Origin of the sequence: Rhodococcus sp. YH1, assembly GCF_009939605.1 — a bacterium.
Classification (GTDB): domain Bacteria; phylum Actinomycetota; class Actinomycetes; order Mycobacteriales; family Mycobacteriaceae; genus Rhodococcus; species Rhodococcus aetherivorans.
Map to the genome: position 1 here is coordinate 1 of NZ_WVTE01000290.1, position 16,514 is coordinate 16,514.

Genomic DNA, 16,514 nt, shown 5'->3' on the forward strand with positions numbered 1-16,514 from the left:
TTCCGGAGTCGCCCATCTCCGGAACGACCATCGCGGCAGGACGACTCACGAGTTACGGCAGATAGTACGCTACTATCTGCCGTAAATCCTTAGCGCCGGATTTCGAGAATCTGCTCCCCGACCCCCGAAGCCGGCCGCCTCGAGACGATCGTAGAAATCCTTGTCCTGCTCGCGAATCCGGTCGTACACCGGTACCTGGAACTCGTGCATGATCCGGTAGGGGAGCGACGCGAACGTCAGGTCGGCCTTCTTCGTCGTCATCCCGGCGGCGACGGCCTCCTCGCTGTACAGGTCGCCGAGAGCGATGGAGCGCAGTGAGTCGGATCTGACGATGTGGGTGGACGACCGCTGGACCATCGTGGCGTCGACCCCGTTGTCGACGAGGGCTTTACAGATGTCGTGCGCCGAGTTGTTGGAGCCGATGACGACGACTTTCTTGCCGATGTAATCGTCAGGACCGGGGTGGGCGCTGGAGTGATGCTGTTCCCCGGCGAAGATGTCCTGCCCGGGCACCTCGGGGATGGCGGGCTTGCCGGACATTCCCGTGGCCAGGACGAGCTGCGTGGGATGCAACGTCCTCGCCTCACCGTCACGGTCGATCTCGACGGTCCAGCGGGCCGAGTTGTCGTCGTAGGTCGCCGAGAGGCAGGTGGTTCTGCTCCAGTACGGCACCTCCATGACCTTGGTGTAGAACTCGAGCCAGTCCCCGATCTTGTCCTTCGGCGCGAACACCGGCCAATTGTCGGGGAACGGCAGGTAGGGGAGGTGGTCGTACCAGACCGGGTCGTGAAGGCACAGCGACTTGTAGCGCTTTCGCCACTGGTCGCCCGGTCGATCGTGGCGGTCGACGACGATCGACGGCACGCCGAGTTGCCGGAGGCGCGCGCCGAGGGCGATGCCGCCCTGCCCACCACCGATGACCAGGACGTAGGGCTGTAACCCTCGCCCGAGTTCGCGCTCCTCGTCGGCTTTCTTCTCCGCCCACGAACGGGTGTCCGGGTCGGAGCCGTGCACCGCCCCCAGCACGCGTCCGGCGCCGCGTGGCTCCTCGTGGCCCTTGAGCTCCTGCAACGTCGTGAGCAGTGTCCAGGCCTTGTCCTGGCCGTCGGCGGCATCGGGTCGGAGTCGAAGGTGGCCCTCGCACCGTCCCACGGCTGTTTCGAACGAGATGAAGGCCGACACCACTCCGTCTCCGTCGTCGGATGCCGGTTCGGTCGTGCTGAAGCCGGACGGGCGGGTCTCGGCGAGTCGAGCGGTGAGCATGTCGGCGATCTGCTCATGCCCCTCGACCGTCTTGATGTTCCAGGTGAACGCCGTGAGATCACGCCAGTAGCTGTCGGTCAGGAAAGCGCTCGTCGCCCGTCCGACGTCGAGCGCCGCGAGTGCCGACTCGAACTCCGACAGCCATGTGTCGATCCGCTGTTGCGCGGAGTTGTCGATGCCGAGGGTCGGCTCCAGTGTCTGGGTCATAAGGTCTCCTTCTTCGTGCAGAGCGTCCGCGGATGGTGATGCGGACCACAATGTGGTGACCACAGGAGACGCCCCGGCCGCGTGGGGCGGCAAGGGTTGCACGGGGTTGCGAGGGCGCCCCGTGCTTTGCCGGACCGTGTGATGTGGCGCACAATCGAGATCGATGACCGCTTTCGATTCCGTATCCGACCTCGAGCCGGCTGTACAGGCCGGTGACGATCCTCGTGAGTTCGCCCATGTGCTCAGCGCTGTGCATCACGCCGCGATGTCCGGCGAGCGGATGCCCGCCCGTCCGCGCAGCGTGATCGACGACTCGTGGCGACGACTCCGCGAGGCCGGCCTCGACCCCGACACCGACGGCATGGCTGAGCGCGCACTGGAGTTCGACGAGCTCGAGGAGCGTCGCCGGGAGTCGGGGCTGGTCGAGGTCATCGACGAGTTGGCGCGCGGGTTGGAGTCGTTGATCGCCGACGGCGACAACATCCTCGTGATCGCGGATGCCGGCGGTCGTGTGCTGTGGCGGAGCGGGTCGTCGAGGGTCCTGAGCCGCGCCGATCACCTGGGGTTCGTCGAGGGCGCCGACTGGGCGGAACGCTCGGTGGGCACCAACGCCATCGGTACCGCACTGATGTCGGGCAGGCCGATCCAGGTCTTCTCCGCCGAGCACTTCGTCCGGAGCCATCATTCGTGGACGTGTACCGGTGCACCGATCAAGGATCCGAGGACGGGTGCCGTCCTCGGTGTCGTCGACGTCAGCGGCCCGGCCGCGACGATCCACCCGACCACCCTGGCGCTCGTACATGCGGTCGCCCGGCTGGCCGAGTCGCAACTGCGCGAACGACATCACCGACGTCTGGACTCACTGCGCGCAGTGGCGGCCCCGATCCTGGCCCGCTCGCCGGGGCCGGCGATGGCGGTCGATGTCGACGGCTGGGTGGCTGCGGTGGACACGTTGACCCCAAGGTCGCGGCTACTCCTGCCGCGCGGCGTCGGGCCCGGTCGGCTCTTCGTCTCGGCTTTGGGAGAGTGCCAAGTGGAGGCACTGCCGGGCGGCTGGTTGGTGCGTGTCACCGATGCCGCGGACCCGTCAACGACGCGGGTCAGCTTGCAGACGGTCACCTCCGGCTCCGGCGGCGCGCAGGTCGCCGTCACCGTCGAGGGCGCGAGCGGCGGATGGACACATCAGTGTTCCCCGCGGCACGGCGAGATACTCACCCACCTCGCACGACACCGCGGCGGCGTGACCGCGGCGCAGATGTCTGCCCACCTCTTCGGCGTCGACGACCGCACGGTCACGGTGCGGGCCGAGATGTCGCGCCTGCGCAAGCGTTTCGGCGGTCTGTTGACGGCCGGACCGTATCGCTTCGCTGATGGCGTGGACGTGCACCTCATCGACTGAGGTCGAAGTCGTTTCCGTTCAGTCGTATTCGGCGACGACCAACCCGTGATCAAAGGCGTAGACGATCGCAGCAGCACGATCCCGCAGATCGAGTTTGGTGAAGATATGGTTCACATGGCTTTTCACCGTCACCGACGAGATGCCCAGCGTCGAAGCGATCTCGGTGTTGGTCTGGCCGCGTGCGATCAACCGGAGAACATCGGATTCGCGGTCGGTGAGCTCCGGTGCGACAGGCACCTGTTCGCGTCCTGCCCGTCGGAAGCCCTGTAGCACCCGTTCGGTCACCGCGGGATCGAGGAAGGCGCCGTCACGCACCACGGCGCGAACCGCCCAGATCAACGCCTCGGCGGGGGAGTCCTTCAGGATGAAGCCCGCCGCGCCTGCCCGGAGCACCCGGGAGAGCAATACGTCGTCGTCGAAAGTGGTCAGTACCAGCACCGGTGGCGGTTCGCGGAGAGACTGCACCATCGTCGTGGCGGTGATGCCGTCGATGTTGCGCATCCGCAGATCCATGACGACGATGTCGGGCCGATGTTCGGCGATCCCGGCCAGTACCTCGGAACCGTCGGCACATTCGCCGACGATGTCGAAACCGTCACGGACGCGGAGAATCCGCCGGAGCCCGGTACGGATCAGCTCCTGATCGTCGACCAGGAGTACCCGGATCTGTTCGGTGCCGGCGTCGGTCGGCCCGAGCGATGTCACACGCTCACCCCCTTCGACCGAATCCCCTCGCTTGTGGTGCGAGCGGGCAGGGCGGCCCGCACCGACCACGTGTCGTCGGCGTGGAAGGTCTCGAGGGTGCCGCCGAGCAGAGCGGCACGCTGAGTCATTCCGTCTATTCCGGTTCCGTCGCAGGTCGGTCTACGACCGCACGGAGCGGGATTGTCGATCTCGATGGAGACGCTCTCACCGACTGTCACCGCGAGCCGCGCCCGCTTCCCGGTCGAATGCTTCACGACGTTGGCCAACGACTCCTGAGCGATGCGATAGACCGCGGCGCCGACCGGGTCGGTCAGCGAGTCCATGTCGCCGGCAACGGAATAGTCGATGTCGACTCCGGCCTTGCGATAGTCATCGACGAGTTGGTCGAGGTCATTGCCGGTCGGCGGCGGGGAGGTGGATTCCGACTGCCCGGTCTGGGCTCCCAGCACGTGCACGATCGAACGGATCTCGCTCATCGCCTGGCGACCCTGACGTTCAGCATCGGCGAGGGCGTCCACCGCCTCGTCGATGTCACGGTCCTGCTCGAGTGCGCGCCGAGCACCGGTCACGTTGAGCATCGTGATGGACAGCGAATGGGCAATCACGTCATGGATCTCGCGGGCGATGCGTCGGCGTTCGTCGCTGGCCGCCCGATCCGCGCGAGCTCGCAGGACACGGGCCTGGTTGTCGGCCAGTCGCTTCTGGATGAGGACCATGTACCCGATCAACCAGCCGCAGGCCACACCCAGCCCGTACAGCGCGGGTGCTTCGAGGTGTCCGACCGCACCGAACGCGACGATCACCGCGATGCAGACGGCGCCGACGACGAGCCCCACCCGCAGCGGGTACATGGCGGCGCCGATGGCCGTCATCAGTACGAGCTGGAGTGGGGCGGCGTCGGACGGCGTGGGGATCATCAGGAAGCAGACGGTGCTGGTGATGACCCCGAAACACGCATACGACGTCGGCGGCAGGGTGAGGTCGAGGGTGAGCGTGACGACGGCGAACGCCACCGCTGGGATCAGCCAGCCGATTCGGTCGAACGGGTACCGCTGGGCGACCGAGATGACTGTCACGACCACGCTGGCCGACAGGATGACCGCCGGGTAGAGCGGGGGATAGTCGCCGCCGGCCCGCTCGATTCGGCGGCGCAATCCCGAGCCGACACCGGCGGTGAAGTGCGTCACGGTTCAACCATAGTTCCACGCGTGGGCAGAACCTCCTCCTCGCGGTGGATCCGGCCCTCCACCCACGGGTGGAGGCAACCTCAATCCCCGGGATGGCGATCGATACGGCCGATCTTCCTAGCGTTGTGAGCAGCGGTAATCCGCCGCGATCACTCCACAGGGCGCGAGAGGACAAGACAATGGCTCTGCTCACCCGACATGATTCTCGATGGCAAAAGCTCGCCGGCGATCAGCTGCTCCCGGATCTGGATCCCCCGCGCCCGGTGGTGGTCGGCTGCAATGGCACCGAGGCCTCCCTGCGGGCAGTGAAACTCGCCGTCCGTACCGTCGGCGACTCCCGGACGCTCGTGCTGATCTGTGCGACGCGGCCGTCTCGACGCCCCGAGCCGCCCACCGACCTGCACGACGCCCTCAAGGACGAGGCGTACCTCCTGACCGGGCAGGCCTCGGTCGGCGAGCATCTGCGGACCGCCGCAGAGCTCGCGAAGTGGCATGGTGCGCGGCTGGTCACCACGACGAGCGAACACGGCAGCCCGGTCCCGGTGCTCCAGCGGGTCGCGGCGCGCGTCGGCGCCGGCGCGGTGTTCATCGGGTCCGACGGTCCGCGGCCGGGGTGGACGCCCCGCAGGCTCGGCGCCCGGCTCGACCGCGGCGTCGAACTGATCGTCACCGACGGTGCGGTTCATCACCGCCGACGCACCGCCATCCGGGAGGTGAGCGAACCGCGGGTGTCCTGGCCGGCGTCCTGGCCCGCGCCCGGTCTCGCAACACACTGAACCGTTCGCGCGCGGCACATACGAGATCCGTTCATACGGCGGGTTTCTCGATCGCGCCCAGCAGCGCGTCGACGATCTCGTTCGACGGACCTAGCGGCAGCGTGTGGTGGGTCCCGGTGCTCAGCGTCACGACGCGCGCCGTGGGCAAGGTGCTGCGGATCCGACGGGCCACCTCGGCGGTGTCATGTGCCCGACTCTGCGGGGCGAGGATCGCCGTGACCCGGGATGGGTCGGTGAGTCGAGAGAGCGCGGCCCGTCGGGGCCGCTTCGGTACGATCGTCCGAGTCTTCGGGAAACCGGCTCCTGCGCAATACATCTGGGTCCACAGCGGTTCCGGGTCGGTCCCACGTGTCTCCCACGAGAGAAACCGTCGCAGACGCGGGGGAGTGGGCGCGATGAGCGTCGGGATGGCGTGCTGCAGATAGGCGATACGGAGTCCTGCGAAACACGATGTCGGGTCGAGCAGTGCCAGGTTGCGTACGCGAGCACCGTGTTGCCCGGTCGCGAAGCCCAGCGCGATCATCGCGCCGTACGAGTGGCCGACGACGTCGACCGTGTCGGTGGCCGCGGGATGGACGGCGATGTGGGCGCTGCTGATTGCGTCGGGGATCCGGTCGAGAACGGCTGCGAGCCAGTCGAATAGCTCGGCGGGAGCTCGTGGGCTCGCAGCGCCGGGACGGGACCGTCCGGCGTCGCCGAGGAGGTCGACGGCGATGACGTGGCGACCGGTCGCCAGGTGTTCCATGACGTTCACATACGACATCGACGTGGCTCCGCCGCCCGGCAAAAGGACCAGCGGCACGGCGTCGAGGGGCACGGCGTCGGGGGTGTCCGGGCGCGGCCCGATGATCGTGACCCGGGTGATGCCGTGCGCCGTCTCGACATCGATCGGATGCCCTCCCGAGCGTGCGAGGAGCGCGTCGTAGGCGTCGAAAAACGCGATGCCCTGCGGCGTGGCGGCGAAGACGTCGAGTGTCGGGCGGACCATGGCACGAACCTCCGTCGGGGTATCTCGATTATCGAGAGACTAGATCATCGAGCGAAGTCGCGTACGGTGAACTCGTGACGAACGACGATCTGGTGCACCGGCTGCGTTCGCTGACCGTCGAACTCGATGTCTTCGGGGCCGGCTTCGCCGCCCGAAACGGGTTGCACGCCACCGATGTACGTGCCCTGATCGCTCTTCTGGACCGGGATCGGGCCGGCGCCGTCGCCTCTCCTGGGTGGCTGGCGGGGCATCTCGGACTCAACAGTGCGTCGACCACCGCGCTCATCGATCGACTGGAATCGAAGGGTCTGGTGGACCGCAGGCGCGACGACTCGGATCGTCGCCGGGTTGCGCTGCACGTCACCGACGCGGCCCAGGAGATGGGCTGGACCTTCTTCGGGCCGTTGATCGACCAGGTGATCGCGGTGGCCGACGGTTTCTCCGACGACGAACTGACCACGATCCGCACATTTCTGGACCAGGTCACCGCTGCGGTGGCGGGAGTCCGGACCCGCTGAGTGTCCTGGGTCCGCAGCCGCTGACCCTGTCCGCACACCGCTCACCTCAGGGTCGAACCGGAGCCGTCCGCCCGATGGTTACCGGAACATGACCATTGTTAATTCTGCGTTCCGGCCTGGCGTCAAAAAACCCTATGTTTGTAGTATTTGGCGAAATCCGTTTGGCGTCAGGAGATTCAGGCATGGCCACGACGAATGTGTATCCGACAGACGAGGGGGTCCCGGACCGGGACGCCCAGATGCTGGCCGAACTCGGTTATACGTCCGAATTCAAACGGGAGATGAGTCCGTGGGCGAACTTCGCCCTCGGCTTCACCTACCTGTCGCCCGTCGTCGGGATCTACACGGTCTTCGCCTATGCGATGGCACAGGCCGGCCCGCCGATGATCTGGAGCCTCGTCATCGTGGGCCTCGGGCAGTTCCTGGTGGCGCTGATCTTCAGCGAGGTCGTCGCCCAGTTCCCGGTCGCGGGGGGCGTGTATCCGTGGACACGCCGACTCTGGGGCCGGAAGTACGCGTGGATGACGGGCTGGGTGTATCTGATCGCGCTGCTCGTCACCATCGGTTCGGTCGCCTACGGATCGGGGCCGTTCATCGCGTCGCTCTTCGGCTACGAGGCGACCGCCTGGACCATCGCCCTGTGTGGTGTGGTGATGGTCGCCATCGCGACCGCCATCAACTTCCTCGGCACCAGGGTGGTCTCGGCGGCGGCCGTCTTCGGTTTCGCCGCCGAGCTGATCGGCGCCCTCGTGGTCGGCGTGTATCTGATCGCCACACACCGGCAGGTCGATCTGAGTGCCCTCTTCGACTCGTTCGGCGCCTCCGAGGGCAACTACGTCTCCGGCTTCGCGGCCGCCGCACTGATCGGTCTGTTCCAGTACTACGGCTTCGAGGCGTGCGGTGACGTCGCCGAAGAGGTGCCCAACCCGGGACGACAGATCCCCAAGGCGATGCGCCGGACCATCTACATCGGCGGTGCCGCAGCCACATTCGTCTGTCTGGCGCTCATCCTGTCGGTCTCCGACATCGGCGCGATCATCTCGGGCGAGGACACCGATCCGGTGACCACCCTGCTGACCGACGCCTTCGGCGACTTCGGCATGAAGATCATCCTGGTCGTCATCCTGATCTCCTTCCTCTCCTGTGTGATCAGCCTGCAGGCCGCCGCCAGCCGGCTCGCCTACGCCTACAGCCGCGACGACATGATCATCGGTGCGCGCCATCTCAAGAAGTTCGATGCCAAACGCGCGGTTCCGCCCTTCGCACTCCTGCTCGCCGGCGCGGTGCCGTGCCTCGTGCTGCTGCTGTCGAAATTCAGCGAGGACGCCTTCTCGAAGATCCTGAACTTCTCTGCGCTCGGTATCTACATCGCCTTCCAGATGGTCGTCCTCGCCGCGCTGCGGGCACGTCTGAAGGGGTGGGTCCCGGCGGGGGCGTACTCGCTCGGCAAGTGGGGGCTGCCCGTCAACATCGCAGCCCTCGCCTACGGCATCGTCGCGATGATCAACATGGCCTGGCCGCGCAACCCCGGAACCCCTTGGTACGACAACTACATCGTGCTGCTGTCCGGCGTGACCGTCCTGGTACTCGGCCTGCTCTACATGACCGTCCATCCGGTCCACGGAAAGAGTGACGCGCCGTATGCCGACGCGATTCCGAAGAAGACCGGGGAGTAGCGACCATGACGAACATCAGAGCTGTCGTGTACGGCGTCGGAGCGATGAACTCCGTGATCACCCGCTATCTGCTCGACAAGGACGTCGAGATCGTAGGCGCCATCTCGCGCAGTCCGGACAAGGTGGGCAAGGACCTCGGCGAGGTCACCGGACTCGACCGTCGACTCGGAGTGTCGATCAGCGACGACCCGCACGAGGTGTTCACGCGGACGAGTCCCGACATCGCGGTCGTCGCGATCACCAGCTATCTCGTGGACGCCGCGGAGCACTTCCGTATCGCACTGTCGCACGGGGTCAACGTGATCACGCTGTCCGAGGAAGCGCTCTATCCCTGGAACACCGCGCCCGAACTGACCGCGGAACTCGATGCACTCGCCAAGGAGCATGGCGTGACCATCACGGGCGGGGGTTTCCAGGACAGCTTCTGGGTGAACGCGGTCGCCCAGCTGATGGGCACGGCACACCGCATCGACTCGGTCACCGGGACGAGTTCGTGGAACGTCGACGAGTACGGCCCGGAACTGGCCGAGCTGCAGCAGGTCGGCGCGACGATCGAGGAGTTCGACGCCTGGTGCCGAGAAGCCGTGCGTCCGCCCACATTCGGCCGGATCGCTCTCGATGCGCTGGTCGCCGGAGCGGGGCTGACGCCCAAGCAGATCCTGACGCGCACCGAACCCGAACTGGCACACGAGACTCTGCACTGTGCTGCCCTGGGGATCGACGTCCCGCCGGGAAAGTGCATCGGCTTCACCGACATCGACGAGATCCGCACGGAAGAGGGCCCGGTCTTCGTCTTCCGGATGTCCGGCCGGCTGTACGGCCCCGACGACAGCGATGTCAACGAATGGACGATCCACGGCGAACCCGATCTGGTGATGTCCAACGGCACCCCGCCGACGATGGCCACCACCTGCACCCAATTGGTGAACCGTATCCCCGACGTGCTCGACGCCGACCCGGGATTCGTGACCGTCGTCGATCTGCCCAGGCTGCGCTACCGGCACGGTCGGCTGCACGACCACCTGAGCAGGTGGTCATCGGATCGTTACATCGTGCGCGAAGAACTCTAACAATAGAGTATTTGGATGGACATCATGAGTGAAGTGGACGTGGCACCGCGCGTGGCGGTGGTCGGCGCGGGACCGTCGGGTTGTTTCACCGCACAGCAACTCCGCAAGCAGTGGCCGGAGGTGGAGGTCACCGTCTTCGACCGGCTACCCACCCCGTTCGGGCTCCTTCGCTACGGCGTGGCTCCCGACCATCAGGGCACGAAGAACGTGATCCGGCAACTCTCGCGGGTATTCGACGATCGGACTCGCTTCGTCGGCAACATCGAGCTCGGCCGGAACCTGTCGATCGAGGACCTGCGAGCCGCGTTCGACGTCGTGGTCCTCGCGACGGGCCTCAGCGGAGACCGCCGTCTCGGCATCCCGGGCGATGACCTGCCCGGCATCGTGGGGTCCGGGCGCTTCACCCGATGCGTCAACGACCATCCCGCCGCCGGCGACCTGCCGACGGTGGGCCGGAGGGTGGTCCTGGTGGGCGGCGGCAACGTCGCCATGGACATCATCCGGCTGCTGTCGAAGCAGCCCGACGAATTCACCGGTTCCGATCTGCACCCGGACACCCTCGGGAGACTGAGATCGGAGGGCCCACGGCGGATCGACGTGGTGGTGCGCTCCACGCCCACCGACGCCAAGTTCGACCCGGTGATGATGCGTGAACTGGCGCACCTGGCGTCGACGGAGTTCCGCCTCGCCGATGCGGGGGTGCTCGCCACGGCAGAGTCCTCCGACCCGCGGAGTGCGGCCCTGGCCCACGTCGTCGAACGCGAGAGCCCGGCGGCACCGGCCACGACGGTGGTGTTCCACTTCGGATCGACCCCGGTCGAGGTGATCGGCACCGACCGCGCGGAGGCCGTCAAGGTGCGCACCGGCGTGCACACCACGACTCTCGCGTGCGACACCGTCATCACCGCAATCGGTTTCGAGTCGGCCGTAAACGACGACCTCGACCTGACGCTGTACCGCGACGCCGATCCGGGAGAGGATTTTCTTGCTCCGGGCCTGTACCGCACCGGGTGGCTGCACAGTTCCACCGGAGCGCTTCCCGAGATGCGGGCCCGTGCCCGGGCGTTGGCGGCCCGAATCCGCCGCGATCATGCCGGTCACCATCCGGCCCGTCCGGGTCTGGTGGCAATCCCTTACGAAGTGATCGACCGGACAGTCGATTTCGACGGCTGGATGCGGATCGACGAGGCGGAGGTCGCCTCGGCCTCGCCCGGCCGCATCCGGCAGAAGGTCCGCGAGGTCGACGCGATGCTGGCGTTGGCCCGCACCGTGCCGGCCGAATCGGTCTGCTGAGACGGCAGGCCTGCAGTGAACCCGAGAATCACCCGAACACCCGAGATGGAGTGTGGAGAATCATGACCGACGTAACTGTCCTGTTCGGAACCGAGACCGGCAACGCCGAGATGGTCGCCGACGACATCGCTTCTGCCCTGGGGGAATTCGATATCGAGGCCACCGTGGTGGGGATGGAGGACTTCGACGTCGCAGATCTGGCCGCCTCCGGCACGGTCGTGCTCGTCACCTCCACCTACGGAGAGGGTGAACTGCCGGCGACGACCCAGCCCTTCTTCGATGCGATGAAGGCGGCCGAGCCTGACCTCACGGGTCTGCGGTTCGGGGCCTTCGGCCTCGGCGACAGCACCTACGACACCTACAACAACGCGATCGACATCCTCGTCGGTGCGGTGACAGACGCAGGAGCGACACAGGTCGGCGCAACGGGCCGGCACGATGCCGCGTCCTTCCAGCCGGCGGACGGACCCGTGGCCGAGTGGGCCAAACAGTTCGCCGAAGCCCTCTCTGATCGAACTCGACGAGGAGGACATGAGATGACCGCTGCGTCCATCGATCGCGAGCTCGTGCCGTGGTCGGATCCCGAATTCAGGAACAACCCCTATCCCTGGTATAGGCGACTGCAACAGGACCATCCGGTGCACAAGCTGGAGGACGGCACCTACCTGGTGTCCCGGTACGCCGACGTGAGTCATTTCGCGAAACTGCCCATCATGAGCGTCGAACCCGGATGGGCCGACGCCGGGCCCTGGGCGGTCGCGAGCGACACCGCGCTGGGTTCGGATCCCCCGCATCACACCGTGTTGCGCCGGCAGACCAACAAGTGGTTCACGCCGAAACTGGTGGACGGCTGGGTCAGGACCACCCGTGAGCTGGTCGGCGACCTGCTCGACGGTGTCGAGGCCGGTCAGGTGATCGAGGCCAGGCGCGACCTCGCCGTCGTCCCCACCCACGTCACGATGGCACGCGTCCTACAACTACCCGAAGACGATGCCGACGCCGTGATGGAGGCGATGTTCGAGGCGATGCTGATGCAAAGCGCGGAGCCCGCGGACGGCGATGTCGACCGGGCTGCAGTCGCTTTCGGCTATCTGAGTGCGCGCGTCGCCGAGATGCTCGAGGACAAGCGGGTGAACCCGGGCGACGGCCTGGCCGATTCGTTGCTCGACGCCGCCCGCGCCGGGGAGATCACCGAGAGCGAGGCTATCGCCACGATTCTGGTGTTCTATGCCGTGGGGCACATGGCCATCGGGTACCTGATCGCCTCGGGTATCGAACTGTTCGCTCGTCGGCCCGAGGTTTTCACCGCATTCCGCAACGACGAGTCAGCACGTGCGGCGATCATCAACGAGATGGTCCGGATGGACCCGCCACAACTGTCTTTCCTGCGGTTTCCTACCGAGGACGTGGAGATCGGCGGTGTGCTCATCGAGGCCGGATCGCCCATCCGCTTCATGATCGGTGCGGCCAATCGCGACCCCGAGGTCTTCGATGACCCGGATGTCTTCGACCACACCCGCCCGCCTGCGGCCAGCCGCAACCTGTCGTTCGGTCTGGGGCCGCATTCCTGTGCGGGACAGATCATCTCGCGTGCCGAGGCAACGACTGTCTTCGCCGTGCTGGCCGAACGGTACGAGCGGATCGAGTTGGCCGAGGAACCCACCGTGGCGCACAACGATTTCGCCCGGCGCTACCGAAAACTGCCGATCGTCCTGTCCTGAAAACCGATCCGATCTCACCTGCCCGCGACCCGCGGGCAGCTCGATCCACCCGAGAGGAATCATCATGTCCGACACGCTCGCGTCCGCTGCCGCGGTCCTTCAGAAGTTCTCCCTGGACACCTTCGACGGCCTGGAGTGGGAGGTGATGGGTGTCGCGGAAGGCGGCCGAGGGGCTGCTCGCCCAGGTGCGCGACGCGGTCGACAGGGGTGCGACCCTGCACGTCGGTGGAGAGCTCGCCGAGCACGGATGGTTCACCCCGGCAGTCCTGACCGGGGTCACCCCGGACATGCGCGCTTACCGTGAGGAGCTGTTCGGCCCGGTCGCCGTCGTCTATTCGGTGTCCGACGACGACGAGGCGGTCGCTCTCGCGAACGACGTCCCGTTCGGGCTCGGGGGTGCTGTCTTCTCGAGCGACGAGCAGCGGGCGATCGCGGTCGCGTCGCGACTCGAGGTGGGTATGGCCAATGTGAACACCTCGGCCGGCGAAGGCGCCGACGTGCCGTTCGGCGGAACCAAGCGTTCCGGCTTCGGGCGGGAACTCGGACCGCTCGGCATCGGCGAATTCGTCAACCGGCGCGTCTTCTACGTGCAGCGGTGACCTTCCCGCGGGCCCGCGCGTCGACGCAGCGGGGTCTGCGCCCGCTCGCCGCACGACGGTGACCGGTCGGCGCGCGGCCCGCGGAACAGGTGTCGTGTCGATCGTCACATGACTAACCTCTAACCGGGACACGGCACATCCGATGATGTGCCGCCCGAGGACGACGGCGTCAGGGCGAAGGGCGGATCAGCGATGGGACGATACGACGAGGCGTTCACACGGGCGACCGAGGACCGTGAGGGTTTCTGGCTCGACGCGGCGTCCGCGATCGACTGGACGGTCACTCCGACGCGGGCGCTCGACGACTCCGCCGCCCCGTTCTACCGGTGGTTTCCCGACGGCGAACTCAACACCTGCCACAACGCCCTGGACCGTCATGTCGCCGCGGGCCAGGGCGAGCGGACGGCCCTGATCTGGGACTCGGCGATGGTCGGCGAGGTCCGCCGCTACACCTATGCCGAGCTCCTGGACGAGGTGTCGCGGTTCGCCGGGGCACTCGCCGCCCACGGCGTGGGCGCGGGTGACCGCGTCGTGATCTACATGCCGATGATCCCCGAGGCCGCCATCGCGATGCTGGCCTGCGCGCGGATCGGGGCCGTGCACTCGGTGGTGTTCGGCGGCTTCGCCGCACCGGAACTGGCCGCCCGCATCGACGACGCGGAGCCGGTCGCCGTCGTCACCGCCTCCGGTGGGCTCGAACCGGGCCGTGCCGTGGAGTACCTGCCGATGGTCGCCAAGGCCGTCGAACTGTCGTCGGCCTCCCCGGCGACGATCATCGTCAAGGATCGCCCCGAGATCGCGGGCAGCGCCGCCGATCACGACGGCTGGCTGGACTGGGACGAGGTGACGCAGGTTGCCGAGCCCGCGGAGCCGGTGCCGGTGGCGGCGACCGATCCGCTCTACATCCTCTACACCTCCGGAACCACGGGTAAACCCAAGGGGGTGGTCCGCGACAACGGCGGTCACGCGGTGGCCCTGACGTGGTCGATGACGAACATCTACGACATCGCCGCGGGTGACGTCTGGTGGACCGCATCCGACGTGGGCTGGGTCGTCGGGCACTCCTACATCGTGTACGCCCCGCTGCTCGTCGGGGCGACGACGGTGATGTACGAGGGCAAGCCCGTGGGGACCCCCGACGCCGGCGCCTTCTGGCGGGTCGTCGCCGATCATCGGGTGAAGGCGCTGTTCACCGCGCCGACCGCGATCCGCGCGATCCGCAAGGCCGACCCGGAGGCCGCCGAGTTGGCCGCCCACGACGTGTCGTCGTTGCAGACCCTGTTCGCGGCCGGTGAGCGCCTCGACCCGGACACGTTCACCTGGGCATCGAGGATTCTCGGGGTGCCGGTCGTCGACCACTGGTGGCAGACCGAGACCGGATGGGCGATCGCCGCGAATCTGCGTGGGCTGGAACCGATGCCGATCAAGGCCGGATCGCCCACGGTGCCGGTCCCGGGTTTCCGGGTCGGGGTCGTCGACGCCGAGGGCAAGATCGTGGGCGCCGGCGAGGAGGGCAACATCGTCATCCGACTGCCACTGCCACCGGGCACCCTGGCCGGACTGTGGCGCGACGAGGAGCGTTACCGCAAGTCCTACCTCGCAGCGTTCGACGGTTACTACCTCACCGGGGACTCCGGATACGTCGACGCCGACGGTTACGTCTTCGTGCTCGGGCGTTCCGACGACGTGATCAACGTTGCCGGACACCGGCTCTCGACCGGCAGTATCGAGGCCGTCGTGGCGTCGCATCCGGCGGTCGCCGAATGTGCGGTCATCGGCATCCACGACGATCTCAAGGGGCAGCGACCGAGTGGGTATGTGGTGCTGAAGTCCGGTGTCGAGATCGAGGCCGACACCCTGCGCAGCGAGCTCGTGGCCAAGGTGCGCAACGAGATCGGTGCGGTCGCGACCTTCCGCGACGTGACCGTGGTGCCGGCACTGCCCAAGACCCGATCGGGCAAGATCCTGCGGAAGACGATGCGGCAGATCGCCGACCACGAGGAGTACACGGTCCCGTCGACCATCGAGGACCCCGACGTGCTGACCGCACTGGCCGAACAGCTCAAGGGCTGACGGGCGCACAACATGAGCGACCGCGCCCTCCGCATCGCGATAGCCGTCGTACCCTTCGTCGGGTTGGTCGGCACGATCATCACGACGGTGATCGACGCGCTGTCCCCAGGCGGCGATCTCGGCCGGGATCTGCTCGAGAACTCGGTGCTGTGGATGATCGGCGTGCAGGGCTGGATGACCGGTTGCGGTCACATGTTCTTCGGCGAGCCGATCGCCGAATCGATCGGGTGGCAGCCGAGGACGCCGTGGCAGTGGGAGGTCGGGCTGGCCAGCCTGGCGACCGGCGTCCTGGGTGTGATCGCGTCGGGGTTCGACGACGACTTCACACTGGCCACGATCATCGCCTTCGCGGTGTTCTACCTGGGGGCCGCCGTCGGGCACGTCCGGGAGATGGTGACCAGACGGAACTTCAAGGCGGGCAACGCCGGTCCGATCTTCGTCTTCGACGTGCTGGTACCGGTGTACCTGTTCGTCTTGTATGCCGTCGTGACGTAGCGGAGACTTGGCGGGTGCACGCAGACCAGCACGGCGAGCTGCCCGTCGACCCCGATGAGCGTCCGCCGCATCTTCGCGCCCGGGCGCTCGTCTGGGTGTTCGCCGGCGGGCTGTGCGGCACCGGCCTGCGGTACTTGGCCGAGCAGACCTTCCCGGCGGTCGACGGGCAATGGCCGTGGGCGACCTTCGGCGTCAACATCGCGGGCGCGTTCATCCTCGGCGCGCTGCTGGAAGTCCTTGCGCGACTGGGCCCCGACGACGGGTGGCGTCAGCGGGTGCGACTGTTCGGCGGTACCGGCATCTGCGGTGCGTTGACGACGTACAGCGCATTCGCCCTCGAGATCACAGATCTCGCACGGGCTTCGGCGGTGGTGACCGCGTTTGCCTATGCGGTGGTCAGCGTCGTGCTCGGGGTGTTGGGGGTCGGGGAGCAGATTGACGAAATCCGGCGCTAAGGGGCAATCGCCGAGCGACCTTGCGCTGTAGGTGATTTCATGTCGTCGTGACTGATGAGGGCGGCTATGGCCGGTTCGGTGCGTTGTCT

General features: G+C 67.0%; 13 protein-coding genes and 2 pseudogenes. 11 read left to right on the forward strand and 4 right to left on the reverse strand.

What is annotated here, in order from left to right; translation table 11 throughout:
* Nucleotides 1–126: 126 nt before the first annotated feature.
* A pseudogene (locus AIIKEEIJ_RS30605) lies at nucleotides 127–1,470 on the reverse strand (NAD(P)-binding domain-containing protein); the annotation flags it as partial.
* A gap of 163 nt (nucleotides 1,471–1,633) precedes the next feature.
* Here AIIKEEIJ_RS30605 and AIIKEEIJ_RS30610 point away from each other — a divergent pair.
* Nucleotides 1,634–2,869 carry a helix-turn-helix domain-containing protein gene (locus AIIKEEIJ_RS30610; RefSeq protein ID WP_100055152.1) on the forward strand — a complete coding sequence of 412 codons (1,236 nt, stop codon included), beginning with the start codon at nucleotides 1,634–1,636 and terminating at the stop codon, nucleotides 2,867–2,869.
* 18 nt (nucleotides 2,870–2,887) lie between these two features.
* Here AIIKEEIJ_RS30610 and AIIKEEIJ_RS30615 read toward each other — a convergent pair whose 3' ends face one another.
* Both AIIKEEIJ_RS30615 and AIIKEEIJ_RS30620 read right to left on the reverse strand, forming a co-directional pair.
* Nucleotides 2,888–3,574, reverse strand: coding sequence for a response regulator transcription factor (locus AIIKEEIJ_RS30615; protein WP_100055153.1), 687 nt, complete (start codon nucleotides 3,572–3,574; stop codon nucleotides 2,888–2,890).
* Nucleotides 3,571–4,761: a sensor histidine kinase gene (locus AIIKEEIJ_RS30620; protein ID WP_100055154.1), complete on the reverse strand. Its 1,191-nt coding sequence runs from the start codon at nucleotides 4,759–4,761 to the stop codon at nucleotides 3,571–3,573. Before AIIKEEIJ_RS30620 ends, AIIKEEIJ_RS30615 begins: the two co-directional genes overlap by 4 nt.
* A 179-nt stretch (nucleotides 4,762–4,940) precedes the next feature.
* On the opposite strand from AIIKEEIJ_RS30620, the gene AIIKEEIJ_RS30625 reads away from it, so the two are divergent.
* The gene (locus AIIKEEIJ_RS30625; RefSeq protein ID WP_100055155.1) at nucleotides 4,941–5,537 is read left to right on the forward strand and encodes a universal stress protein; all 597 of its coding nucleotides are present in this window, start codon (nucleotides 4,941–4,943) and stop codon (nucleotides 5,535–5,537) included.
* 31 nt (nucleotides 5,538–5,568) lie between these two features.
* On the opposite strand, the gene AIIKEEIJ_RS30630 is transcribed toward AIIKEEIJ_RS30625, so the two are convergent.
* Nucleotides 5,569–6,525, reverse strand: coding sequence for an alpha/beta fold hydrolase (locus AIIKEEIJ_RS30630; RefSeq protein WP_100055156.1), 957 nt, complete (start codon nucleotides 6,523–6,525; stop codon nucleotides 5,569–5,571).
* 74 nt (nucleotides 6,526–6,599) lie between these two features.
* Between AIIKEEIJ_RS30630 and AIIKEEIJ_RS30635 the strand changes: the two genes are divergently transcribed.
* From AIIKEEIJ_RS30635 to AIIKEEIJ_RS30675, 9 genes and pseudogenes are all read left to right on the forward strand, one after another.
* Nucleotides 6,600–7,043 (forward strand): MarR family winged helix-turn-helix transcriptional regulator, encoded by a 444-nt coding sequence (locus AIIKEEIJ_RS30635; RefSeq protein WP_100055157.1) that lies wholly within the window; start codon nucleotides 6,600–6,602, stop codon nucleotides 7,041–7,043.
* Nucleotides 7,044–7,225: 182 nt separating this feature from the next.
* Complete coding sequence (locus AIIKEEIJ_RS30640; RefSeq protein WP_100055158.1) at nucleotides 7,226–8,719, forward strand: APC family permease; 1,494 nt, start codon at nucleotides 7,226–7,228, stop codon at nucleotides 8,717–8,719.
* Between the two features lie 5 nt (nucleotides 8,720–8,724).
* Nucleotides 8,725–9,789 carry an NAD(P)H-dependent amine dehydrogenase family protein gene (locus tag AIIKEEIJ_RS30645; protein ID WP_100055159.1) on the forward strand — a complete coding sequence of 355 codons (1,065 nt, stop codon included), beginning with the start codon at nucleotides 8,725–8,727 and terminating at the stop codon, nucleotides 9,787–9,789.
* Nucleotides 9,790–9,804: 15 nt separating this feature from the next.
* Complete coding sequence (locus tag AIIKEEIJ_RS30650) at nucleotides 9,805–11,082, forward strand: FAD-dependent oxidoreductase (RefSeq protein WP_100055160.1); 1,278 nt, start codon at nucleotides 9,805–9,807, stop codon at nucleotides 11,080–11,082.
* Between the two features lie 62 nt (nucleotides 11,083–11,144).
* Nucleotides 11,145–12,803, forward strand: a complete 1,659-nt coding sequence (locus AIIKEEIJ_RS30655) for a cytochrome P450 (protein ID WP_100055161.1) — start codon at nucleotides 11,145–11,147, stop codon at nucleotides 12,801–12,803.
* Between the two features lie 152 nt (nucleotides 12,804–12,955).
* Nucleotides 12,956–13,402: pseudogene (locus tag AIIKEEIJ_RS30660) on the forward strand (aldehyde dehydrogenase family protein); the annotation flags it as partial.
* A gap of 192 nt (nucleotides 13,403–13,594) precedes the next feature.
* Nucleotides 13,595–15,475 carry a propionyl-CoA synthetase gene (locus AIIKEEIJ_RS30665; RefSeq protein ID WP_100055163.1) on the forward strand — a complete coding sequence of 627 codons (1,881 nt, stop codon included), beginning with the start codon at nucleotides 13,595–13,597 and terminating at the stop codon, nucleotides 15,473–15,475.
* A 12-nt stretch (nucleotides 15,476–15,487) separates the two neighbouring features.
* Nucleotides 15,488–15,970: a DUF6790 family protein gene (locus tag AIIKEEIJ_RS30670; RefSeq protein ID WP_100055164.1), complete on the forward strand. Its 483-nt coding sequence runs from the start codon at nucleotides 15,488–15,490 to the stop codon at nucleotides 15,968–15,970.
* A gap of 14 nt (nucleotides 15,971–15,984) precedes the next feature.
* Nucleotides 15,985–16,425, forward strand: coding sequence for a fluoride efflux transporter FluC (locus tag AIIKEEIJ_RS30675; protein WP_160093629.1), 441 nt, complete (start codon nucleotides 15,985–15,987; stop codon nucleotides 16,423–16,425).
* The last annotated feature ends 89 nt before the right edge of the window (nucleotides 16,426–16,514 follow it).